The 20,041-nt window shown below is 73.1% G+C and carries 23 protein-coding genes; 11 read left to right on the top strand and 12 right to left on the bottom strand.

Annotation, left to right across the window (positions count from 1 at the left end; genetic code table 11):
* Positions 1-24: 24 nt before the first annotated feature.
* From SXIN_RS25345 to SXIN_RS25340, 3 genes are all read right to left on the bottom strand, one after another.
* Entirely contained in the window at positions 25-237 is a 213-nt protein-coding gene (locus tag SXIN_RS25345; RefSeq protein ID WP_019707982.1) for a hypothetical protein, read from the bottom strand.
* Between the two features lie 209 nt (positions 238-446).
* Positions 447-563 carry an SGM_5486 family transporter-associated protein gene (locus SXIN_RS32830; RefSeq protein ID WP_019707981.1) on the bottom strand — a complete coding sequence of 39 codons (117 nt, stop codon included), beginning with the start codon at positions 561-563 and terminating at the stop codon, positions 447-449.
* A gap of 44 nt (positions 564-607) precedes the next feature.
* Complete coding sequence (locus SXIN_RS25340; RefSeq protein ID WP_095757584.1) at positions 608-2,203, bottom strand: CynX/NimT family MFS transporter; 1,596 nt, start codon at positions 2,201-2,203, stop codon at positions 608-610.
* A 438-nt stretch (positions 2,204-2,641) separates the two neighbouring features.
* Here SXIN_RS25340 and SXIN_RS25335 point away from each other — a divergent pair, with 438 nt between their 5' ends.
* The gene (locus SXIN_RS25335; protein WP_019709656.1) at positions 2,642-3,313 is read left to right on the top strand and encodes a FadR/GntR family transcriptional regulator; all 672 of its coding nucleotides are present in this window, start codon (positions 2,642-2,644) and stop codon (positions 3,311-3,313) included.
* Between the two features lie 79 nt (positions 3,314-3,392).
* On the opposite strand, the gene SXIN_RS25330 is transcribed toward SXIN_RS25335, so the two are convergent.
* The 3 genes from SXIN_RS25330 to fabG all read right to left on the bottom strand — a co-directional run bounded on the left by SXIN_RS25330 (position 3,393) and on the right by fabG (position 5,619).
* Positions 3,393-3,812: a hypothetical protein gene (locus SXIN_RS25330; protein ID WP_095757583.1), complete on the bottom strand. Its 420-nt coding sequence runs from the start codon at positions 3,810-3,812 to the stop codon at positions 3,393-3,395.
* A 311-nt stretch (positions 3,813-4,123) separates the two neighbouring features.
* Positions 4,124-4,894 carry an enoyl-ACP reductase FabI gene (fabI, locus tag SXIN_RS25325; protein ID WP_019709654.1) on the bottom strand — a complete coding sequence of 257 codons (771 nt, stop codon included), beginning with the start codon at positions 4,892-4,894 and terminating at the stop codon, positions 4,124-4,126.
* Between the two features lie 5 nt (positions 4,895-4,899).
* Positions 4,900-5,619: a 3-oxoacyl-[acyl-carrier-protein] reductase gene (fabG, locus tag SXIN_RS25320; protein ID WP_019709653.1), complete on the bottom strand. Its 720-nt coding sequence runs from the start codon at positions 5,617-5,619 to the stop codon at positions 4,900-4,902.
* A 430-nt stretch (positions 5,620-6,049) separates the two neighbouring features.
* Between fabG and SXIN_RS25315 the strand changes: the two genes are divergently transcribed.
* Together SXIN_RS25315 and SXIN_RS25310 are read left to right on the top strand one after the other, a co-directional pair.
* The gene (locus tag SXIN_RS25315) at positions 6,050-6,721 is read left to right on the top strand and encodes an enoyl-CoA hydratase-related protein (RefSeq protein ID WP_019709652.1); all 672 of its coding nucleotides are present in this window, start codon (positions 6,050-6,052) and stop codon (positions 6,719-6,721) included.
* 425 nt (positions 6,722-7,146) lie between these two features.
* Entirely contained in the window at positions 7,147-8,646 is a 1,500-nt protein-coding gene (locus SXIN_RS25310) for an IMP dehydrogenase (RefSeq protein ID WP_019709651.1), read from the top strand.
* A 65-nt stretch (positions 8,647-8,711) separates the two neighbouring features.
* On the opposite strand, the gene SXIN_RS25305 is transcribed toward SXIN_RS25310, so the two are convergent.
* Both SXIN_RS25305 and SXIN_RS25300 read right to left on the bottom strand, forming a co-directional pair.
* Positions 8,712-9,140 carry an SRPBCC family protein gene (locus SXIN_RS25305; RefSeq protein WP_019709650.1) on the bottom strand — a complete coding sequence of 143 codons (429 nt, stop codon included), beginning with the start codon at positions 9,138-9,140 and terminating at the stop codon, positions 8,712-8,714.
* A complete protein-coding gene (locus SXIN_RS25300; protein ID WP_095757581.1) occupies positions 9,137-9,751 on the bottom strand; it encodes a CGNR zinc finger domain-containing protein in 615 nt (204 codons plus the stop codon). Before SXIN_RS25300 ends, SXIN_RS25305 begins: the two co-directional genes overlap by 4 nt.
* Before the next feature lie 78 nt (positions 9,752-9,829).
* On the opposite strand from SXIN_RS25300, the gene SXIN_RS25295 reads away from it, so the two are divergent.
* Entirely contained in the window at positions 9,830-10,285 is a 456-nt protein-coding gene (locus SXIN_RS25295) for a VOC family protein (RefSeq protein ID WP_019709648.1), read from the top strand.
* A gap of 94 nt (positions 10,286-10,379) precedes the next feature.
* On the opposite strand, the gene SXIN_RS25290 is transcribed toward SXIN_RS25295, so the two are convergent.
* Together SXIN_RS25290 and SXIN_RS25285 are read right to left on the bottom strand one after the other, a co-directional pair.
* The gene (locus SXIN_RS25290) at positions 10,380-10,925 is read right to left on the bottom strand and encodes a DUF1648 domain-containing protein (protein WP_019709647.1); all 546 of its coding nucleotides are present in this window, start codon (positions 10,923-10,925) and stop codon (positions 10,380-10,382) included.
* Positions 10,926-11,124: 199 nt separating this feature from the next.
* The gene (locus SXIN_RS25285; protein WP_019709646.1) at positions 11,125-11,601 is read right to left on the bottom strand and encodes an ATP-binding protein; all 477 of its coding nucleotides are present in this window, start codon (positions 11,599-11,601) and stop codon (positions 11,125-11,127) included.
* A gap of 172 nt (positions 11,602-11,773) precedes the next feature.
* On the opposite strand from SXIN_RS25285, the gene SXIN_RS25280 reads away from it, so the two are divergent.
* The 5 genes from SXIN_RS25280 (at position 11,774) to tyrS (ending at position 17,409) form a co-directional block, all read left to right on the top strand.
* Positions 11,774-12,640, top strand: a complete 867-nt coding sequence (locus SXIN_RS25280; protein ID WP_039821907.1) for a helix-turn-helix domain-containing protein — start codon at positions 11,774-11,776, stop codon at positions 12,638-12,640.
* Positions 12,637-12,858: a DUF397 domain-containing protein gene (locus SXIN_RS25275; RefSeq protein WP_019709644.1), complete on the top strand. Its 222-nt coding sequence runs from the start codon at positions 12,637-12,639 to the stop codon at positions 12,856-12,858. Before SXIN_RS25280 ends, SXIN_RS25275 begins: the two co-directional genes overlap by 4 nt.
* Positions 12,859-13,000: 142 nt before the next feature.
* Complete coding sequence (locus SXIN_RS25270; protein WP_095757580.1) at positions 13,001-14,527, top strand: TldD/PmbA family protein; 1,527 nt, start codon at positions 13,001-13,003, stop codon at positions 14,525-14,527.
* Positions 14,524-15,936 carry a metallopeptidase TldD-related protein gene (locus SXIN_RS25265; RefSeq protein WP_192883632.1) on the top strand — a complete coding sequence of 471 codons (1,413 nt, stop codon included), beginning with the start codon at positions 14,524-14,526 and terminating at the stop codon, positions 15,934-15,936. The genes SXIN_RS25270 and SXIN_RS25265 overlap by 4 nt, the downstream gene beginning before the upstream one ends.
* Positions 15,937-15,993: 57 nt before the next feature.
* Positions 15,994-17,409, top strand: coding sequence for a tyrosine--tRNA ligase (gene tyrS, locus SXIN_RS25260; protein WP_019709642.1), 1,416 nt, complete (start codon positions 15,994-15,996; stop codon positions 17,407-17,409).
* 135 nt (positions 17,410-17,544) lie between these two features.
* Here tyrS and SXIN_RS25255 read toward each other — a convergent pair whose 3' ends face one another.
* The gene (locus SXIN_RS25255; RefSeq protein ID WP_039821903.1) at positions 17,545-17,829 is read right to left on the bottom strand and encodes a GlsB/YeaQ/YmgE family stress response membrane protein; all 285 of its coding nucleotides are present in this window, start codon (positions 17,827-17,829) and stop codon (positions 17,545-17,547) included.
* A 215-nt stretch (positions 17,830-18,044) separates the two neighbouring features.
* Here SXIN_RS25255 and SXIN_RS25250 point away from each other — a divergent pair, with 215 nt between their 5' ends.
* Positions 18,045-18,458: a DUF3099 domain-containing protein gene (locus tag SXIN_RS25250; protein ID WP_019709640.1), complete on the top strand. Its 414-nt coding sequence runs from the start codon at positions 18,045-18,047 to the stop codon at positions 18,456-18,458.
* 285 nt (positions 18,459-18,743) lie between these two features.
* On the top strand, positions 18,744-19,064 hold the full coding sequence (locus tag SXIN_RS25245) for a hypothetical protein (protein ID WP_019709639.1): 321 nt from the start codon (positions 18,744-18,746) through the stop codon (positions 19,062-19,064).
* Here SXIN_RS25245 and moaA read toward each other — a convergent pair.
* On the bottom strand, positions 19,047-20,036 hold the full coding sequence (gene moaA / locus SXIN_RS25240) for a GTP 3',8-cyclase MoaA (protein ID WP_019709638.1): 990 nt from the start codon (positions 20,034-20,036) through the stop codon (positions 19,047-19,049). The two genes, SXIN_RS25245 and moaA, sit on opposite strands and share 18 nt — an antisense overlap.
* Positions 20,037-20,041 lie beyond the last annotated feature (5 nt).

Below are 20,041 nucleotides of genomic sequence, written 5' to 3'. Positions count from 1 at the left end.
CCGGAGCGGGTGGTGGCCCACGGCTCAGCGGTCTCCCCGGAAGAGGGTGTTCCGCAGCAGCTCCAGCAACTGCTCCAGGCCGGAGGGCGCGCCGGCCGCCGCGTGCGCGTCCTGCGCGCCGGTGATCAGCGTCAGCAGAACGGCGAAGGCCACGGCCGGGAGGACGACGGCCCACCACGGGAGCCGCGTCTGCGCGGCACGGGCCGCCGGGTGGGGCGAATGCGTACCGGCCGACATGGGACCGCCTCCGTGCGGGTTCGGGGGTGGCGCGGCCGCCTGCCACGGCCGCGCCCACCGCTGCTTCGCGGTGTACTGACGAACCTACGGATCCGGACGGCCGGTTCCCATCCGGTGATCCACCCAGTCGACCCTGACCCTGGCCCCCTAGGGGTGGTGGGGCCGGCCCCACCACCGGGGTGGGGCGGGGTGCACCGGGCCGGGGGGCGTCAGGGGGCGAGGATGGTGGCGATCACGGAGATGAGGATGCCGATGGCGAGCATCGCGCCGAGCACGCCGAGCAGCTTCTTCTGGCCGTTCTGGGGATTCGGGTCGAGGACTGGCATGCGCCCAGTCTCCCACCTCCGTCCCCGGCGCCCCCTCCAGGGGCTCAGCCCGCGGGTGTGCGGGCGGCGGGGCCGGCGGGGAACGGGCGCCGTCCCTCGTCCTCGATGTAGCGCTGCCGGCCGGCCCGCACACCGAGACCGAGCTGCACCACCATCAGCCCCGACATCAGGGCCAGCGGCAGGCCCCATCCGCCGCTGTGCTGGTAGAGCACGCCGATGAGCAGCGGTCCGGGTACGGAGATGAGATAGCCGGTGCTCTGCGCGAAGGCCGAGAGCCGGATGACGCCGGCAGTGGTGCGGGACCGCATCCCGATCAGCGTCAGGACCAGCGGGAACGCGCAGTTGGAGATGCCGAGGAGCAGCGCCCAGGCCCAGGCTCCGGCGGCGGGCGCGACGTACAGCCCCGCGTAGCCGAGGAGGCCGCTGAGGCCCAGGGCCGCGGCCAGCGCGCTCTGGTGGCGCATTCCGGCGGCGATCCTCGGCAGGAGGAACGAGAGCGGGACGCCGAGGCCCATCGTCACGGCGAGCAGCGCTCCCGCGGTGGACGCCGGGAGCCCGGCGTCGCGGAAGATCTGCGGCAGCCAGCCCATGGTGATGTAGGCGGCGGTGGACTGGAAGCCGAAGAAACAGCCCAGGGCCCAGGCCGTGGGGCTGCGGGTGATGCGGGGGGCGCGGGCCGTGCCGTCGGAGGGTCCGGGTGCGGGGCCGGGTGCGGAGCCGGGGTCCCGTGCCGGTCCGGGTGCCGGTTCCGGTTCCGGCGCCGGAGCGGGAACCGGGGCCGCCGCCGTCCGCTCGTGTTCCCGCTGCCCGGGGAGCTTCCGGTCCGCGGCGGCCCCGGGCCCGTCCGTCCGTCCACGACGGCGGGCGGTACGGACCCGGGCCAGGGGCAGCCAGAGCAGCACGGCGGCGAGGGCGGGGATTGCCCAGACCGCCAGTCCCGCCCGCCAGCTGCCGCCGAACGCCTCCGCGGCCGGTACCGCGGAGGCCGCGGCCAGCGCGGTGCCCAGGGCCAGGGTCATCGAGTAGAGACCGGTCATCGTGCCGACCCGGTCGGGGAACCACCGTTTGACGGCGACCGGCATCAGCACATTGCTCAGCGCGATACCGGCCAGGGCCAGCGCGCTGCCCGCGAGGAACCCGGCCGTACCGCCGGCGAAGGGCCGCAGCAGCACGCCCGCCGCGATGGCCGCCATCCCGGCGAGGAGGACGGGCGCCGGGCCGCCCCGCTTCGCCAGCCTCGGTGCCATGACGCCGAAGACGGCGAAGCAGAGGGAGGGCAGGGAGGTGAGGAGGCCCGCGGTGGCGCCGCTGATCCCGAGCCCGTCCCGGACCTCTTCGAGGAGGGCGCCGAGGCTGGTGATGGCGGGCCGGAGGTTCAGCGCGGCCAGGGCGATGCCGGCGACCAGCAGCCGGGTCCGCCAGACGGACGGAGGGGCGGACGGGACCGGGGCCCCGGGAACGGGCGGGTCGGACGGGGCCGACCCCTCCGGACCGGAGGGGGCCGCCGGACCGGAGCGGTCGGAGGGAACCGGCTGACCGGCCGCCGCGTCCGGGCCGGGAACCGGCCTGCCGGCGTCGCGGCCGGCCTGCGGGGGCAGGGGGCGTGCGGCGGTACGGCAGGTGGTCTCGTCCTCGGGCATGTGAGCCATCATAGAATCATGGGATGATTGGCTGTCCACCGCGGCGGCTCCCCGGATCCGAGACGGCCGGGGCGGCCGTGCCCCCGCCGAAGCCCCGGCCCCACCGGCCCCACCGGCCCCACCGGGTCCCGGGCCCCACCGGGGTCCGTCCGGTGCACGGCGAGCGCCTCGCACGAGCCCGCCACCCCGGCCATGCGGAGGCCGCCCGTCCGGTACGACGGCGCAGCCCTCCCGGGCCGCCCGGCGAGCCACGGCACCGGCCGGCCTCCCGTACCCTGCACCCGTCCCGCCCACCCCGAACCCGCCGGCCCCCACCGGCCGTTGAGACCTCCGCCCCGCCGGACGCGCCCGCCCGGACCGCCCGGCCCGCATCGTCCTCACCGTCCGCCCCGTGCACCGTCCGCACCGGACACCGTCCGCACCGAGGAGTCCCGCCCCATGCCGCTGACCTCGCTCCGGCGTTCCGCGCTCGCCGACCGGGTGATCGCCGAGCTGCGCCGCCAGATCACGTCCGGTGAGTGGCCGGTGGGCTCGCGGATTCCCACCGAGAGCGAGCTGGTCGAGCAGCTGGGCGTGGCCCGGAACACCGTCCGCGAGGCGGTGCGCGCCCTGGCGCACAACGGCCTGCTGGACATCCGCCAGGGCTCGGGCACCTACGTCCTCGCCACCAGCGAGCTGGCCGGCGTGATGCACCGGCGGTTCGCGGACGCCGATCCGCACCACATCGCCGAGCTGCGCGGCACGCTGGAGTCCTCGGCGGCCCGGATGGCCGCGCGGCGGCGCACCGAGCAGGATCTGCGGCAGCTCGACGCGGCGCTGGCGCGCCGTGAGGAGGCGTGGGAGTCGCGCGACGCCGAGGCGTTCGTGGCCGCCGACGCCGCCCTGCACCTGGCCGTGGTGGCCACCTCGCACAACGACGTCCTGGCCGCGCTCTACGCCGACCTCGGCGCCGTCCTGCGGGACCACCTCCGCCGTGACGTGGGCCCGGAGCTGCTGCCGGAGAACTACGTGGACCACACGCGCCTGGTCGAGGCGATCCGCGCCGGCGACGGCGAGCTGGCGGGCGCGGAGGCGTCGGCCTACGCCCTCCGCTGCGTCCCGGAGCGGTAGCCGGTCCGGGCGGTGGCACGGGGCGGCGGCACCGGGCGGTGGCGGGGGCGGCACAGGGGGCCGGGCCGCCTCGCCGCACTCACCGCACCACGTCGTGGGTGACCCAGGCGCGCCCTATGGTCTTCCAGCAGCGGGCCGTGAGCTCCGCCGTCTGCGCGGGCCCTATCTCGACGGGCCGCGTGTCCGCGTCCAGGTCCCACCACTGCTCGCACTCGACGTGCAGCCGCACCCGGTCGACGACGGGATACGGGTTGTGGCAGTACACCGTGGCCTGCGAGCCCTCGATCTCCGTACGGCACCCCGCGCGGTACTCGCGCCGCAGCTCCCCCTCCGCCGTGCGGCCGGCCGGACGGAGGGCCGCCGCGGACAGCCGCTCCCGGCCGTCCGCGCCCGCCGGCTCCTTCCCGGCGGCGAGCGCCGCGGCGGCGGCCGCCGGAGAGACCAGCAGCACCGCCGCGATCAGGACGGTCGCCAGGGGATGACGGCACGGAGCACACATTCCGGACCTCCTCGGCCGCGCGGGGCGGCCGGGCCGGACCGCGAGCGGACCGCCGTTGCCGCACCTCCATACGCCCCACCGGGGGCGTGTGCTCCCAGCGTGCGCGCCCCCGGCGGCCCGCCGCCCGGCCTGCTGCTCCGAACGAATGACGCCGCCTCCCCGTGCCGCCGTATCCCGTGCCGGCCCGGCCCCGTGGCGGCCGGGCGTCCGCAACGCATGACGCCCCGCTCCCCGCTTGTGGCGGGGTCCGGGGCGTCGGCGCGTGTGGTGGGCGCCGGGTGCGGGGCGGCGAGCGCCGGGGACGGCGGCGCTCAGGCGCCCATCATGTGCACACCGCCGTCGACGTGCACGATCTCTCCCGTTGTCTTCGGGAAGAAGTCGGACAGCAGTCCGACGACTCCCCGGCCCGCGGGCTCCGGGTCGGCCAGGTCCCAGCCGATGGGCGCGCGGTGGTTCCAGACGTCCGCCAGTTCCTCGAAGCCGGGGATGGACTTGGCGGCCATCGACTTGATGGGCCCGGCCGAGATGAGGTTGCAGCGCACGTTCCTCGCGCCGAGGTCGCGGGCGAGGTAGCGGCTGGTCGACTCCAGGGCGGCCTTGGCGACGCCCATCCAGTCGTACTTCGGCCAGGCGATCTGCGCGTCGAAGGTGAGGCCGACGACGGAGCCGCCGCGGGACATCAGCGGGAGGCAGGCCATGGTGAGCGACTTCAGCGAGTACGCGGAGACGTGCACGGCCGTGCCGACGTCCTCCCAGTCCGCCTCCAGGAAGTTGAACGCGCCCTGGGGGCCGAAGGCGATCGAGTGCACGACACCGTCGAGGGAGGCGTCCTCGCCGAGGTGTCCGCGGATCTTGCCCTCGAGCCCGTCCAGATGCTCCTGGTTGGTCACGTCGAGTTCGATGACCGGAGCGGGCTTGGGCAGCCGCTTGGCGATCCGCTCGACGAGCGAGAGCCGGCCGAAGCCGGTCAGGATCACCTCGGCGCCCTCGTTCTGGGCGATCTTGGCGGCCTGGAAGGCGATCGAGGACTCGGTGAGGACACCCGTGACCAGGATGCGCTTGCCTGCGAGGATTCCACTCATGACGTTCAGTGACCCATGCCCAATCCGCCGTCGACGGGGATGACGGCTCCGGTGATGTATGCGGCCTCGTCCGAGGCGAGGAAGCGGACCGAGGCGGCGATCTCCTCGGGCCGGGCGTAACGCCCGAGCGGCACCTGCTTCACGATGCCCTGCCGCTGCTCGTCGCTGAGCACGCGGGTCATGTCGGTATCGACGAACCCGGGCGCGACGACATTGCAGGTGATGTTGCGGGAGCCCAGTTCCCGGGCGAGCGAGCGGGCGAAGCCGACCAGTCCGGCCTTGGAGGCGGCGTAGTTGGCCTGCCCCGCCGAGCCCATCAGGCCGACCACCGAGGAGATCAGCACGATCCGTCCCTTGCGGGCCCGGAGCATGCCGCGGTTGGCGCGCTTCACGACGCGGAAGGTGCCGGTGAGGTTGGTCTCCAGGACGGTGCTGAAGTCCTCCTCGGACATCCGCATCAGCAACTGGTCCCGTGTGACACCGGCGTTGGCGACGAGCACCTCGACCGGCCCGTGGCGGTCCTCGATCTCCTTGTACGCCTGCTCCACCTGCTCGGGGTCGGTGATGTCGCACTTCACCGCCAGGCAGCCCAGCTCGGCGAGTTCGGCCGGCGGCTCGCCCGACCGGTAGGTGTACGCGACGCTGTCCCCCGCGTCGGCGAAAGCACGGGCGATGGCGAGGCCGATGCCCCGGTTTCCTCCGGTGACAAGAACCGAGCGGCTCAACGGATCACCCTTTCGGTAGCGGACTGGGTCCCCCTGAAACTATCGGCCCCGGCCGCACGGCGGGGATCCCGCCCCCGACAGGGGCTTCCGCCGCTCTCTGTTGGATCCCTACAGAACCTCTGGTCCGTTCCGCCCCCTTCACGGCCCGCCGGCCACCACTGCCCGGGGCAACCGCCGGGGCGTCCGCACTGGACAGACGTCCGAGCGGCCCGGCCGGGCCCCGGACCGCCCGCGCCTCCGGCGCCGTCCGGCCTGTGATCCGCGTCATACAAGCGGGGACGCCCGGCCGGACCCCTCTTGCCTGTTCTCCGCGGCGCACCATAAGTTACCGACTGGTAGTTCCGTTACCGAGACCAGAGGCCCCGGCCCCGGCGGCGGCGCCCGCCGATGACGTCACCCCGCCCCACCCCGCCCAGCCCGAGGAGTCCCCATGCCCACGCTCGACCGCCAGGACGACGTCTTCATCCTCGACATCGGGGACACCGAGAACCGCTTCCACCCCGACTGGATCGCCTCCGTCAACACCGCGCTGGACGAGGTCGAGAAGGCGGACGGACCGCGCGCCCTGGTCACGGCCGCCACGGGCAAGTTCTTCTCCAACGGCCTCGACCTGGACTGGCTGTTCGCCAACCCCGAGCAGCACCGGGACTACGTCGTCTCCGTCCACGGACTCCTCGCGCGGATGCTGTCCCTGCCGGTGATTACCGTGGCCGCCCTCCAGGGGCACACCTTCGCCGCCGGCGCCATGCTCTCCCTGGCCCACGACTTCCGGGTGATGCGGGCCGACCGCGGCTTCTGGTGCCTGCCCGAGGCCGACATCAACATCCCCTTCACCCCGGGCATGTCCGCGCTGATCCAGGCCCGGCTGACCCCGCAGGCCGCGCACGAGTCCATGACCACCGCCCGCCGCTACGGAGGCGGGGACGCCCTCGCCGCCGGCATCGTCGACCGCGCGGTCGACGAGGACGCGGTGCGCGCGACCGCGCTGGAGATCGCCGGAGCCCTGACGGCGAAGACCGGCCCGACCCTCGGCACCATCAAGTCCCGCATGTACGCGCCCGCCCTGGAGGCTCTGCGGGACGAGGAGAACCCCCTCGGCTGAGGCTCCACCGTGCCCGGCGGCCGCGGGCCGCCGGGTGGGGCATGCCACAGGTGGAGGCGGTCGTCCTGGACAAGCCCCGTGCTCGACAAGCGCCTCACCCCGCGCCCGCCGCGGCGGCAGCAGACATCCGGATCGCACGGTTTACCGGCACCCACCGCAACGCCCAACGCGCCACGCGGGCTTGAGCTTCTCCGAAGCGGCGGCCGGTGGCGGCGACGATTCGTGCCGCGGCCGAGTCGGCCGATAAGGTGCCACGTCACGACCGCACCCCGTTCGATCCACGGGCCGGTCAGGGCTCTGCCGCAGCGGGGTCCACCACCACCCCAGCTGCCGTGCCGGTCTCTGCCCGCCCGGACCCCGGGAACACGGGGGACGGTCCTCACGGCGGGGCAGCCGGGCCCCGGCCGACGGGTCAGGAGGAACGAGTGGCACAGATCATCGCCGAGGTCTCACGGACGTTCAACGAGTTCCTGCTCCTGCCCAACCGGACGCGGACCGACTGCTCGGCCGCGGCGGTCGACCTGCGCACGCCCCTGGTGCGGCACATCGCGGGCGAGGCGCCGGCGATCGAGCTGCGGTCCCCGTTCACGTCCGCGATCATGCAGGCCGTCAGCACCCCCGATCTCGCGATCGCGCTCGCGCGTAACGGCGGTCTCAGCTTCCTGCACCACAACCAGCCGATCGCGGACCAGGCCGCGGCGGTCCGCCGGGTCAAGAACTTCAAGGCCGGGTTCGTCACCAGCGACACCAACGTCCGACCCGAGGACAGCCTGGGCCTCCTGGCCGAGGTCATGCGCCGCACCGGTCACAGCACCGCCGCGGTCACCCACGACGGAACCGCCACCGGCCACCTGCTCGGCCTGGTGACCTCCCGGGACTTCCACCCCCTGCGCCATGATCTTGACGGCCCGGTCAGCGGCCGGATGACCGCCGTCACCGACCTGCCCCATGCCGGACCCGACATCACCCTGTCCGAGGCCAACGCGCGGCTGTGGGACGAGCGGCTGGACTGCCTCCCCGTGCTGGACACCGAGGGCCACCTGCAGCATCTGGTGTTCCGCTCCGACTACACGGACAACAAGCGGTTCCCGGACCAGCTCGTGGACGCCGCCAAGCGTCTGCGCGTGGGCGCGGGTGTCAACACCCACGACTACCGGGAGCGCGTCCCGGCCCTGCTGGAGGCGGGCGTGGACGCGTTGTGCTTCGACTCCTCCGACGGCTACAGCGACTGGCAGGCGCAGGCCCTGTCCTGGGTGAAGAAGCACTACCCGGAGATCCCGGTCGGCGGCGGCAACGTGGTCGACGGCGAGGCGTTCACCTTTCTCGCCGAGGCGGGAGCGGACTTCGTCAAGGTCGGCGTGGGCGGCGGCTCCATCTGCATCACGCGGGACCAGAAGGGCATCGGCCGCGGCCAGGCCAGCGCCGTCCTGGACGTCGCCGCGGCCCGGGACGCCTTCCGCGAACGCACCGGCGCGTACGTGCCGATCTGCTCCGACGGCGGACTGGTGCACGACTACCACGTGGCCCTGGCGCTGGCGATGGGCGCCGACTTCGTGATGATGGGGCGTTACTTCGCCCGCTTCGACCAGGCCGCCGGCGCGAAGCTGCCCACCCGTGACGGCTTCGTCAAGGAGTACTGGGGCGAGGGCTCCAACCGGGCCCGCAACTGGCAGCGCTACGGCCAGGGCGGTGGCCAGGGGCTGGTCTTCGAGGAGGGCGTGGACGGCTACGTCCCCTACGCGGGCGGCCTCGACGAAGGACTCGCCCTGACCGTCGCCAAGCTGAAGACGACGATGGTCTCCTGCGGCTCCACCACCGTGCCGGAGTTCCGGTCCACGGCCCGGCTGACCCTCGTCTCGGAGCAGAGCTTCCAGGAGAGCCACGCCAACGTCACCCTGCGGGACACCCCGGGCACGGTCTCCTGAGCTGACGAGCCGCCGAGTGCCGCCAAGAGGACATGAGCACCGGCGGCCGACTGCGGCAGAGCCGCTCAGCGGTTCCCTTCCGGCAGCAGCGCGCCGGCCACCTCGTCCATGACCGACCGCCAGTGACGGCGGCGGTCCTCGCGCTCCGCCGCGCTCGTCAGGCGTTCCTGGTGGAAGCCGAGGACCGACTTCCCTCCCCGGGGCGTGACGGTCATCTGCACCGTGCTGTCCCGGTCCGAGCCGGGCGGACGGTGCGTGATGCGGATACGGGAACCCTCGTGGTACCCGCGGACCTCCCCGGTGGTGCCGTCGCCGGTGCGGTAGGCGGAGCCGCGCCCGGGGGTGATCTCGGCACCGCGGCCCAGCCACAGGGCGAGCCCTTCCGGCCCGGTGAGGAAGCGCCAGACGGCGCCGGGTGGCAGCGGCAGGGTCCTGGAGACGCCGATCTCGTATCCGGCGTCCTTCGTGAGTCCGGTGGGCCTGGGTCGGGTCACGGGTTTTCCTCCTCGGTGCGGTCTCGGCGGGCGCGCAGGGCGCGGACCTTGTGGCGGTTGCCGCAGCGCTCCATGGAGCACCAGCGGCGGCGGCCGGAACGGGACAGGTCCACGAAGACGAGCGGGCAGTCGCCGGCCCCGCACTCGCGGATGCGGCCGGCATCGGTGCCGGTCAGCAGCTCGACCGCGTCGCGGGCGATGGACGAGAGGGCCTGTGCGCCCGTGACCGGCGCGGCCCAGGCACGCGTCCGGTCGGGGGTGAGGCGCGGGACGAGCGCCGGACACGCCGCCGCCCGGTTCACTTCGGCCAGATCACCGGCGGGCAGCGGGGCGTCCTCGATGACGGCGCGGACCAGGCGCCACAGGGCGTCGCGGAGCCGGCGGCCCGCCGCCGCGTCCTCGGGACCGGCCCGGATCTCGCCGGGGCCGAGGCCGAGGCGGGAGAGGGCCAGCCAGTCGGCCAGTTCGCGCGGGCCGTGCAGCGCCTCGTGGCGGGAGAGCGGGCCGGGCCCGCCGGTGGTGAGGAATTCCAGGCAGAGGGCACCCGGGTCGAAGCGGAAGCGGGCGCCGTCCAGCGCCTGAAGGACCAAACCGGTTGCCGCCTCACTCATGTAACCAGTATATGTGGTTACGGCGAGAGGCCGGACCGGAGAGAGCCGGAGCCCCGCCGGATTCCCGGGAGGACCCGCATGGCCGTGCACTGGAAACTCGTCGTCGACTGCGCCGACCCGCTGCGCCTCGCCCGCTTCTGGGCGGAGGCCCTCGGCTACGAGCAGGAGGACAACAGCGCGCTCATCGACCGGCTCATCGCTTCGGGCGCGGGCCTGGTCACCGATGACGACTGGACCGTGGTCGACGGGCGCAAGGCGTGGCGGACACTGGCGGCCGTGCGCCACCCGGAGGATCCGGTGGACGAGAACACCGGCGCCGGGCTCGGCCGCCGCGTGCTGTTCCAGGCCGTCCCGGAGTCGAAGACGGTCAAGAACCGGCTCCACATCGATCTGCACTTCGCCCCCGGGGAGCGCGACGCCGAGGTGGCGCGGCTGGAGGGACTCGGTGCCGGCGTGCTGCAGACCGTGGACGAGCCGTCCGGCAGCTGGGTCGTCATGGCCGACCCCGAGGGCAACGAGTTCTGCGTCAACTGAAGCGGCCGGTGCCCGGCCCACACCGCTCCGCTTCCGCTGCACCGGGCGCACGCCTCCCGCGGGCCGCCCGGCCCGGGGTACACCCGTCCCCGGGTCACCGGGTACCGGCACGTCCGCCGGCCGACCGGTCGCGGAGAGCCACGACGATCAGTACGGCGGTCCCGGCCAGGACGGGCAGCAGGGCGGCCGGGAGGAGCAGCACCGGCACGTCCGTCCGCGCCTCCGGGCGCCACATCACCGCGCAGGCCGCGGCAGTGGTGAGGCCGATGCAGAAGCCGAGGAAGAGCGTGGCCTTGGCGACCCGGAGGGCGGAGGCGCGACTGCCCGGCCGGTTCAGCAGGCTCGCCCATGCGGACTCCGGCCCGGCCGCGGCGGCCTCCTCCCGAGTCCTGACCCGTAGGGTGGCCGCCGCCGCGCCCGCCATCGTCACCATGACCCCCGCCTGGACGAAGACCGGGACGAAGGCCGCCGCGACGGATTTCTCCGCCCATGCGTCCACCCCGTCCGGCCCGAAGTGCTGCGGCAGCCGCTCGGGGAGCTCCGGATAAACCACGATGCCCCAGACGGTCGTACCGAGGAGCACCGCGAGGCCCGGGAGCAGCCACAACCACGGGAAGCGCGGCGGGGGTTCGTCTTTCACGCGGTGGCCTCCCTTGCGACGGCCGCGGTTCGGAGTGTCTACGGGTAGCGTGTCCGGGGAGGCGCTCCGGTATGCGGTGCGCGGCCCGCGGAATAGCCGCGCCGTGCGGGCTCGGTGGCACGGACCCGCTCAGGCCCGGGGCTTGTCCGAGCGGACTCGCGAAGTGCGGGTGGCACCCCGCCGCCGGCCACCGGGCGGTTCAACGCCCAGGCACCGGCACCCGGCAGCGGACCTGCTTGCCGACCGGGGTCGCCGTCACGTTCCAGCCGGGGGCGAGCAGGTCCACGATGGGAAGCCCACGGCCGGACTCGGCCTCCGGATCGTCCAGCCGTACGCCGGTACGGCGCGGGCGGGCGGTGCGGTACGGGTCGTGCAGCCGGACCCATACCGCGCTCGGTGCCCCGGCCCCGGCACCACCCGGTACGGACTCCGACTCCACCTCCACCTCCACCTCAGCCACCAGCGGCACGAAGTCACCGCAGGCGCGGACCGCGTTCCCGTACAGCTCGGACAGGACCAGTTGCACGGAGTCCATGAGATCCATGTCCACCCCCGCCCCGCAGAGCGTCTTCTCGACGAGCCGGCGCGCGGCGCTCAAATGACGCGGCGTCGCGGAGAGATGGAGGACGAAACCGGCGGGGTTGACGGCGGGATACCAGCCGAGGGCGGGAGACATGCGGACTCCTTACGTGTGAACGACTCACGGGGCCGCAATCTGCGCACCGAACGCGACTGAAGCCACACCGAGAGTGGCGTCACACCAAGATCAATCGCAACCTTTCTACCCGAATAGGTGACAAGGCCGAAGTAGAACCGATAGAGCGGAGGTTCGCTGCAAGACTTCCGGCATGCCCAACGCTCCGATGGTCCCCACAGTGAGGCGGCGCCGCCTCGGCTCAACGCTTCGCAGGTTCCGCAACGAAGCCGGTCTCAGCCTTGATCAAGCTGCTCGGGCGATGGGCTGGAACGGCCCGAAGCTGTCGAAGATCGAGAACGCTGTTCAGGGCCTTCGCCCCGGAGAGCTGACCGCGTTGCTCAAGAATTACGGGGTGACGGACCCCGACGCCTGTGCGGTCTTGGAGACCTTGCGCACCGATGCCTCCAAGAAGGGCTGGTGGCAAGCCTATTCAGGGATCGTCCAACCCGCGTACGCCGATTACATTTCACTGGAGTCGGACGCCGAACGGGTCTGCGCGTGGACTCCGCTGCTGGTCCCCGGACTGCTCCAGACGCCCGCCTACGCACGCGAGACCATCGCCGGCATCACCACCACGCGGACGCCTGAGGAGATCGCAGCCCTGGCGGAAGTCCGCATGGCACGCCAGTCCGTGCTGACCCGCCCCGGAAACCCGCTGGAGTTGTGGGCGATCATCCACGAAGCCGCGTTGCACCAGCGCTTCGCTTCCCGCCCCGCCACCATGCGCGAACAGTTGAGAAAACTGCTCGACGCCTCGGAGCTTCCGAACGTCGTCGTCCAAGTCATGCCGCTGGCGTCAACGGCGCATCCCGGCCTCGAAGGCGGCTTCAGCCTCACGAAGTTCAGCCAACCCCTGCCGGATGTCGTGCTCTTGGAGAACGCCAACAGCGCGACGTACGTTGAGGGCGAAGCCGCGACCCCCTTCGAGAGGGCGTACGAGCGCATCCGGGCAACGGCGCTCTCCGTGGAGGATTCGCTCGTACGCATCGCCGAGCTGGAAGAAGGCCTTCGGAAGTGACTGATCGGAAGACCGAGCTGTACGACGTGGACCTGACCGGTGTCGCTTGGCGCAAGTCCTCCGCCAGCGGAGCCGAGAACGACTGCGTGGAGATCGCGGAACTGCCTGGGGGAGGTTGGGCCATACGGGATTCCAAGAACCCCGGGCGGGAACCTCTCCGCTTCACCGCCACGGAGTGGACCGCGTTCCGTCAGGGCGTCATAGCCGGGGAGCTCTGAGCTCCCGCCGTCACAAGCCTGTCGGCGCGGCGCGCCCACAGCCCGGCGGGCAAATGGACAAGCCCCGCACATCCTCACCGTGATTCACTGCTGCCGGACGGTGACCCACGGCAGTGCGCCATGACGCGAAGGGAAAACGCCCGTGCCCCATGAGGTCGATGAGTCGTTCTTGGCGCTGCCGCTGCGCGCGCTCGCCGATGCCGCGCTGGCGCGGGCCCGCGCGCTGGGTGCCACGCACGCGGACTTCCGGCTGGAGCGGGTGCGCAGCGCCGCGTGGCGGCTGCGGGACGCCCGGCCGGCCGGGTCGTCCGACACCACGGACCTGGGCTACGCGGTCCGGGTGGTGCACGGCGGGGCCTGGGGCTTCGCCTCCGGAGTCGACCTGACGATGGACGCCGCCGCCCGGGTGGCGAGCCAGGCCGTGGAGATGGCCAAGCTGTCGGCCCGGGTGATCGCGGCCGCCGGTTCGGACGAGCGGGTGGAGCTGGCCGCCGAGCCGGTGTACGCCGACCGGACCTGGGTGTCGTCCTACGAGACCGACCCCTTCACCGTGCCGGACGCGGAGAAGACCGGGCTGCTCGCCGAGTGGAGTTCGCGGCTGCTGGCCGCCCCCGCCGTCTCCCACGCGGACGCCTCGCTCCTCACCGTTCACGAGAACAAGTTCTACGCGGATACCGCCGGCACCACGACCACCCAGCAGCGCGTCCGGCTGCACCCGGAGCTGACCGCCGTCGCCGTGGACCCGGAGAGCGGCGAGTTCGAGTCGATGCGGACCATCGCGCCGCCCGTCGGGCGCGGCTGGGAGTACCTGACCGGCGCGGGCGGCTGGGACTGGGACGCCGAGCTGGCCGAGATCCCGGAGCTGCTGGCCGAGAAGATGCGTGCCCCGGGCGTCGAGCCCGGGCGGTACGACCTCGTCGTACATCCCTCCAATCTCTGGCTCACCATCCATGAGTCGATCGGACATGCCACCGAGCTGGACCGCGCCCTCGGCTACGAGGCCGCGTACGCCGGCACCTCCTTCGCCACCTTCGACCAGCTGGGCAGTCTCCGCTACGGCTCGGACCTGATGAACGTCACCGGCGACCGCACCGCGGAGCACGGCCTGGCGACCGTCGGCTACGACGACGAGGGCGTGGCGGCCCAGTCCTGGAACCTGGTGAAGGACGGCACCCTCGTCGGCTACCAGCTCGACCGCCGCATCGCGAAGCTCACCGGCTTCGAACGCTCCAACGGCTGCGCCTACGCGGACTCCCCCGCCCATGTGCCGGTCCAGCGGATGGCCAATGTGTCGCTCCGGCCCGCGCCGGACGGCCCGTCGACCGAGGAGCTGATCTCCGGGGTCGAACGCGGCATCTACGTGGTCGGCGACCGCTCCTGGTCCATCGACATGCAGCGCTACAACTTCCAGTTCACGGGGCAGCGGTTCTTCCGGATCGAGAACGGGCGGCTCGCGGGCCAGCTGCGCGATGTCGCGTACCAGGCGACGACCACCGACTTCTGGGGGTCGATGAAGGCCGTCGGCGGCCCGGAGACGTATCTCCTCTGCGGTGCGTTCAACTGCGGCAAGGCACAGCCGGGGCAGGTCGCGGCCGTCTCGCACGGCTGTCCCTCGGCCCTGTTCGAAAACGTCAACATCCTGAACACCACGCAGGAGGCCGGCCGATGAGCACGGTGAACCCGGCGAGCGGCAAGCCGCACGAGATCGTCGAGCGGGCGCTGGAGCTGTCCCGCGCCGACGGCTGCGTCGTCATCGCCGACGAGCACTCCGGCGCCAATCTGCGCTGGGCGGGCAACGCCCTGACGACCAACGGCGTCACCCGTGGCCGCACCCTCACCGTCATCGCCACGGTCGGCGGCGCGGAGGGCACCGCCTCGGGCGTCGTCTCGCGCTCCGCCGTCACCGCGGACGACCTGGAGCCGCTGGTACGGGCCGCGGAGGCCGCGGCGCGGGAGGCCGGGCCGGCCGAGGACGCCCAGCCGCTGGTCGAAGGGGTGCCGGAGTCGCCGGACTTCACGGAGCCCCCGGCCGAGACCTCCTCCGGGGTGTTCGCGGCCTTCGCCCCGGCGCTCGGGGAGTCCTTCGCGCGGGCCCGCGCCGGCGGCCGCGAGCTGTACGGCTTCGCCGCCCACAACCTCACCTCCAGCTACCTGGGCACCTCCACCGGCCTCCGTCTCCGCCACGACCAGCCCACCGGCACCCTCGAACTCAACGCCAAGTCGCCGGACCGCACCCGCTCCGCCTGGGCGGGCCGTCCCACCCGCGACTTCCGCGATGTCGACCCGCTCGCCCTGGACGCGGAGCTCGCACGCCGGCTGGCCTGGGCGGAGCGCCGCACCGAGCTGCCCGCCGGCCGGTACGAGACGCTGCTGCCGCCCACCGCCGTGGCCGATCTGCTGATCTACCAGCAGTGGTCCTCCACCGCCCGGGACGCGGCCGAGGGCCGGACGGTCTTCTCCAAGGCCGGCGGCGGCACCCGCGTCGGCGAGAGGCTGTCCGGGCTGCCGCTCACCCTGCGCAGCGATCCGCGCGAACCCGGTCTGGAGTCCGCACCGTTCGTCCTGGCGCACTCCTCGGGCGACGACGCCTCCGTCTTCGACAACGGCCTGCCCCTCGAACCCACCGAGTGGCTGCGGGGCGGCGAGCTGAACCGGCTGATCACCACCCGGCACACCGCGGGACTGACCGGTCTGCCGCTCGCCCCGGGCATGGACAACCTCGTCCTGGACGCGGGCGGCAGCCGCTCCCTGGACGACATGGTGGCGGCCTCCGGCCACGACGGGCCCTGTCTGCTGCTGACCTGCCTCTGGTACATCCGCGAGGTGGACCCGGCGACGCTGCTGCTCACCGGGCTGACCCGGGACGGCGTCTATCTCGTCGAGAAGGGCGAGGTCACCGCCGAGGTGAACAACTTCCGCTTCAACGAGTCGCCGGTCTCGCTGCTGGGCCGGGCCACGGAGGCGGGCGTCACCGAGCGCACCCTCCCCCGGGAGTGGGGCGACTGGTTCACCCGGGCCGCGATGCCGGCGCTGCGCGTCCCGGACTTCCACATGAGCTCGGTCAGCCAGGGGGTGTGAGCGGGCCCCTCTAGACTGACCCCCGACCTCTCCCCTTCGATCCGCGGGAACGACACGATGACACGCCTCGGCGACTCCGTCACGCGCACCAGCGAACTGCTGGCGCAGGACCTCTCCTCCGACCAGGCCGTGGAGCGGCTGCTCACGGAGACGAAGGCCAGGCGCTATCTGGACCTGTCCGACCTGCCGGCGAAGGAGCAGGCGGAGCTGATCGGCGCCCGCTGCGTCGAGGTGCTGCCGGGGGTGGAGCAGCTCGCCGCGCGGATCGAGGAGCGCCGCGCGGAGGGTCGGGGCCTCCACATCAAGCTGGGCATCGACCCGACGGCGGCCGATGTGCATCTGGGGCACGCGGTGCCGGTGATCGTCCTCAGCCGTTTCCAGCGGATGGGGCACGACGTCACCCTGCTCATCGGGGACTTCACCGCCAAGATCGGCGACCCCTCGGGCCGGACGGCGGAGCGCCCGCCGCTGACGGACGAGGAGATCGCCGCCAACCTCGCCGGGTACCGGCAGCAGGTGCGGCCGTTCTTCGACTTCGAGAAGGTCAGCTTCCGGCAGAACAGCGAGTGGCTGTCCCCGTACACCTTCCCGGAGCTGCTGGAGCTGCTGTCCCAGGTACCGGCCTCGCAGCTGCTCCAGCGCGAGGACTTCCGCAACCGGCTGGCCGCCGGCTCCGGGCTGACCATGTCGGAGCTGCTCTACCCGATCGCGCAGGCCCTGGACTCCGTGGCGCTGGACTGCGATGTGGAGGTGGGCGGCTCGGACCAGCTGCTGAACCTGCAGATGGGCCGGAAGCTGATGGAGCTGCGCGGGCAGCGGCCGCAGCTCGTGCTGACGATGCCGCTGATCGAGGGCACGGACGGCACGGGCGCCAAGATGTCCAAGTCCAAGGGCAACTACGTCGGGCTGACCGCCGCGGCCGACGATGTCTTCGGCAAGATCATGTCGGTGCCGGACCGGCTGATGGAGCCGTACCTCAAGGCGTGGACCGAGTGGACGGACGAGGAGATCGAGCTCGCCCTCGGCCGGGTCGCGGACCGCGTGCTGCATCCGATGGACCTCAAGAAGGTGCTGGCCGGCGAGGTGGTCGCGGCGCTCCACGGGGTGGAGGCGGCGATGGCCGCGCGGGCCGGGTTCACCGCGCAGTTCTCGCGGCGGAGCTTCTCGGACGTCGGGGAGCTGCCGGGGGTCGACGTGGCCGAGCACGGCACCGAGACCGTGGCGGTGGTCCTGACGAAGGTGCTGGAGTTCACCCCCAGCGTCTCGGCGGCGCGGCGGATCGCCAAGCAGAACGGGCTGCGGCTGGTGGTGGAGACCGAGAACGGCCAGCGGGCCGTCGTCCTGTCCGAGGCCGCGGCCGCCCGCCCGCTGGGTGAGGTGCTGGCCGAGTCACTGGCCGAGGCCGGGGCCATCGGCGCCGCGGAGATCTACCTCAAGGCGGGGCGGAAGCTCGCCCGGGTGACGGACGCCTGAGCCGGGCCGAGGACCGGTGGCCCCCCGCGCCGGGCACGTGACGCGCGTGCCGGGCGGGGTCCCTGGTCCGGACCCGGCAGCCCGTCCGCGGCCCGGTGCGCGCTTCGTACGCCGGGCCGCCGGGCCGCCCGCGCCTCACGCCCTTTCGCGGTGACGTGTCCCGCCGCGCATCCTGGCCCAGAGCGGGGCCACCAGGGCGACGACCACGATGGCTCCGGCCAGCTGGAAGGCGTGCCGCCACCAGTCGATGCCGCTGGTCGTCTCCACGCCCACGGCCCGGGCCAGGGCGTTGCCGCCCACCGCGCCGAGCATGCCGCAGATGACGGTCAGCCAGAGCGGGATGTTCTGCCTCCCGGGGAGGATTCCCCGGGCAAGCACGCCCAGGACCAGGCCCAGGACGATCGCCCACAACCAACCCATGGTCACTCCTCCTCGTACGACGGTGTGAACCCATCCCCGCCAGTCTCCGCCCGGTTTCCCTACGCCGCATGTCGGAGGGGGGACTACGCGGCCCGGCGCAGTGCCTCCCGGCGGGAAGGACCGGTACCCCCGGGGCGGTCCCGGGCCGGCCCGGCGTACCGTGGACGGAACGCCGGTCGCGGGGTGCCCGGCACGGACTCAGGTGGTGGAACGCGATGCGGAAGAAGAAGGAGACGCAGGTCTTCCGGATCACCGGGGCCCGGCAGGGGCTGGCCGACGACGTGCGGGGGCGGCAGCGGCGCTATGTGATCTCGATGTCGGTGCGCACGGTCTCGGTGGTGCTCGCCGCGGTCCTCTGGAATGTGGAACGGCATGTCGCGGTGGTCGCGCTCGTCCTGGGCGTGCTGTTGCCGTACATCGCCGTGGTGATCGCCAACGGGGGGCGGGAGAACGCCGTCGCCCTGCCGTCCGCGTATCTGACGGAACCGGCCCGGCCGGTGCTGGAGGGCAGGCCGGTGGACGGCCGCCCGGAACCCGGGCCGGAATCCGGCGCGGAGGCGGCCGGTGCCCGGGAGGACGGGGAACCGGGCGGTGGGAACGGAGCGGAGGGGCCCCGCGACGGCCGGTGAAACGGTCCGCCAAGCTCAAGAAATGCTCAGATCAATCATGCGGTTCCAGTGCACCGGCGTGTGTCCTCCGTGCCATACTGCGTACGCGCTCCGCATCCCCCGTCGGGGCGACGGACCGACGCCGGGCGGCTCCCCCCGTGGCTGCCCGGCGTCGCCATGTCCGAACCGGCGGCTCCGCTTCCGGTTTCCCCGGCGTCCTGTCGCGAGTGCCTCTCCTTCCGCACCGCCCGCCCGTGGCCGCCCCCGCCCCGCGTCGCGCCGGGTCCCCGGCCCTAGGCTGGGCCCGTGAACGCTCCCCAGGACCCCCCGTTCCCCCCGCGCGCCGAACCGTCCGGCGACGGCCCTCCCCCGTGCTCCGCCAAGGGCTGCCGGGCCCCGGCCGTCTGGGTGCTGGCCTGGAACAATCCCAAGCTGCACACGCCGGAGCGGCGCAAGACCTGGCTGGCCTGCGAGGAGCACCGCGAGCATCTGTCGTCGTTCCTCGGGGCCCGCGGTTTCCTCAAGGACGTGGTGCCGTTCGCCGACTGGGAGAGCTCCCGGGCGGACGCGCGGACGGAAGGGACCGGGGAGGGCGGGGGAAGCGGCCCTTCAGCCGCCGATCGCTGACATCGGGCGCTGCGGCTGGAGGAAGGACGGATCGTCCAGCCCGGAACCGGCCTTCTTGCCCCACATCGCCGTGCGCCACAGCCGGGCGATCTCCTCGTCCGGTGCCCCGGAGCGCAGCGCGCCGCGCAGATCCGACTCCTCGCGGGCGAAGAGGCAGGTGCGCACCTGGCCGTCGGCGGTGAGCCGGGTGCGGTCGCAGGCCCGGCAGAAGGGGCGGGTCACGGAGGCGATGACGCCCACGCGGGCGGGGCCGCCGTCCACCAGCCAGCGCTCGGCGGGCGCGGAGCCGCGCTCGTCCTCGCCCTCGGCGGTGAGGTGGAAACGGGTGCGGAGGCTCGCCAGGATCTCGCCGGCGGTGATCATGCCCTCCCGGGTCCAGCCGTGCTGGGCGTCGAGCGGCATCTGCTCGATGAAGCGCAGTTCGTAGCCGTGTTCGACGGCCCAGGCGAGCAGGTCGGGCGCCTCGTCGTCGTTGAGACCCGGCATCAGGACGGTGTTGACCTTGACGGGGTCGAGGCCGGCGGCGCGGGCGGCCTCCAGGCCCCGGAGGACGTCCCGGTGACGGTCGCGGCGGGTCAGGGTGCGGAAGACCTCGGGCCGCAGGGTGTCGAGGGAGACGTTGACCCGGTCGAGGCCGGCGTCGCGCAGGGCACCGGCGGTGCGTTCCAGCCCGATGCCGTTGGTCGTGAGGGACATCCTGGGGCGGGGCTCCAGGGCGGCGCAGCGCTCGACGATGCCGGCCAGCCCGGGACGGAGCAGCGGCTCGCCGCCGGTGAAGCGGACCTCCTCGACCCCGAGTTCGGTGACGGCGATGCCGATCAGCCGGACGATCTCGTCGTCCGTGAGCAGGTCCGGCTTGGCCAGCCACTGGAGGCCCTCTTCGGGCATGCAGTAGGTGCAGCGGAGATTGCAGCGGTCGGTGAGGGACACGCGCAGGTCGGTGGCGACCCGTCCGAAGGTGTCGATGAGCATGAAAG

The sequence above is a fragment of the Streptomyces xinghaiensis S187 genome (assembly GCF_000220705.2).
In the GTDB taxonomy this organism is placed as follows: domain Bacteria; phylum Actinomycetota; class Actinomycetes; order Streptomycetales; family Streptomycetaceae; genus Streptomyces; species Streptomyces xinghaiensis.
The sequence above is the reverse complement of the archived record's forward strand: the minus strand, read 5'-3'. Positions and strand labels throughout refer to the sequence as shown.

What these genes read in the sequence shown, in the direction of transcription:
- SXIN_RS25285 (WP_019709646.1), bottom strand. Translation starts at nt 11,601, where the DNA reads ATGTCTCCCGCCCTCGGCTGGTATCCCGCCGTCAACCCCGCCGGTTTC.
- SXIN_RS25335 (WP_019709656.1), top strand. Translation starts at nt 2,642, where the DNA reads ATGCCGCTGACCTCGCTCCGGCGTTCCGCGCTCGCCGACCGGGTGATC.
- SXIN_RS25295 (WP_019709648.1), top strand. Translation starts at nt 9,830, where the DNA reads ATGGCCGTGCACTGGAAACTCGTCGTCGACTGCGCCGACCCGCTGCGC.
- SXIN_RS25340 (WP_095757584.1), bottom strand. Translation starts at nt 2,203, where the DNA reads ATGCCCGAGGACGAGACCACCTGCCGTACCGCCGCACGCCCCCTGCCC.
- SXIN_RS25255 (WP_039821903.1), bottom strand. Translation starts at nt 17,829, where the DNA reads ATGGGTTGGTTGTGGGCGATCGTCCTGGGCCTGGTCCTGGGCGTGCTT.
- SXIN_RS25330 (WP_095757583.1), bottom strand. Translation starts at nt 3,812, where the DNA reads ATGTGTGCTCCGTGCCGTCATCCCCTGGCGACCGTCCTGATCGCGGCG.
- SXIN_RS25280 (WP_039821907.1), top strand. Translation starts at nt 11,774, where the DNA reads ATGCCCAACGCTCCGATGGTCCCCACAGTGAGGCGGCGCCGCCTCGGC.
- tyrS (WP_019709642.1), top strand. Translation starts at nt 15,994, where the DNA reads ATGACACGCCTCGGCGACTCCGTCACGCGCACCAGCGAACTGCTGGCG.
- fabI (WP_019709654.1), bottom strand. Translation starts at nt 4,894, where the DNA reads ATGAGTGGAATCCTCGCAGGCAAGCGCATCCTGGTCACGGGTGTCCTC.
- SXIN_RS25300 (WP_095757581.1), bottom strand. Translation starts at nt 9,751, where the DNA reads ATGAGTGAGGCGGCAACCGGTTTGGTCCTTCAGGCGCTGGACGGCGCC.
- moaA (WP_019709638.1), bottom strand. Translation starts at nt 20,036, where the DNA reads ATGCTCATCGACACCTTCGGACGGGTCGCCACCGACCTGCGCGTGTCC.
- SXIN_RS32830 (WP_019707981.1), bottom strand. Translation starts at nt 563, where the DNA reads ATGCCAGTCCTCGACCCGAATCCCCAGAACGGCCAGAAGAAGCTGCTC.
- SXIN_RS25265 (WP_192883632.1), top strand. Translation starts at nt 14,524, where the DNA reads ATGAGCACGGTGAACCCGGCGAGCGGCAAGCCGCACGAGATCGTCGAG.
- SXIN_RS25250 (WP_019709640.1), top strand. Translation starts at nt 18,045, where the DNA reads ATGCGGAAGAAGAAGGAGACGCAGGTCTTCCGGATCACCGGGGCCCGG.
- SXIN_RS25315 (WP_019709652.1), top strand. Translation starts at nt 6,050, where the DNA reads ATGCCCACGCTCGACCGCCAGGACGACGTCTTCATCCTCGACATCGGG.
- SXIN_RS25345 (WP_019707982.1), bottom strand. Translation starts at nt 237, where the DNA reads ATGTCGGCCGGTACGCATTCGCCCCACCCGGCGGCCCGTGCCGCGCAG.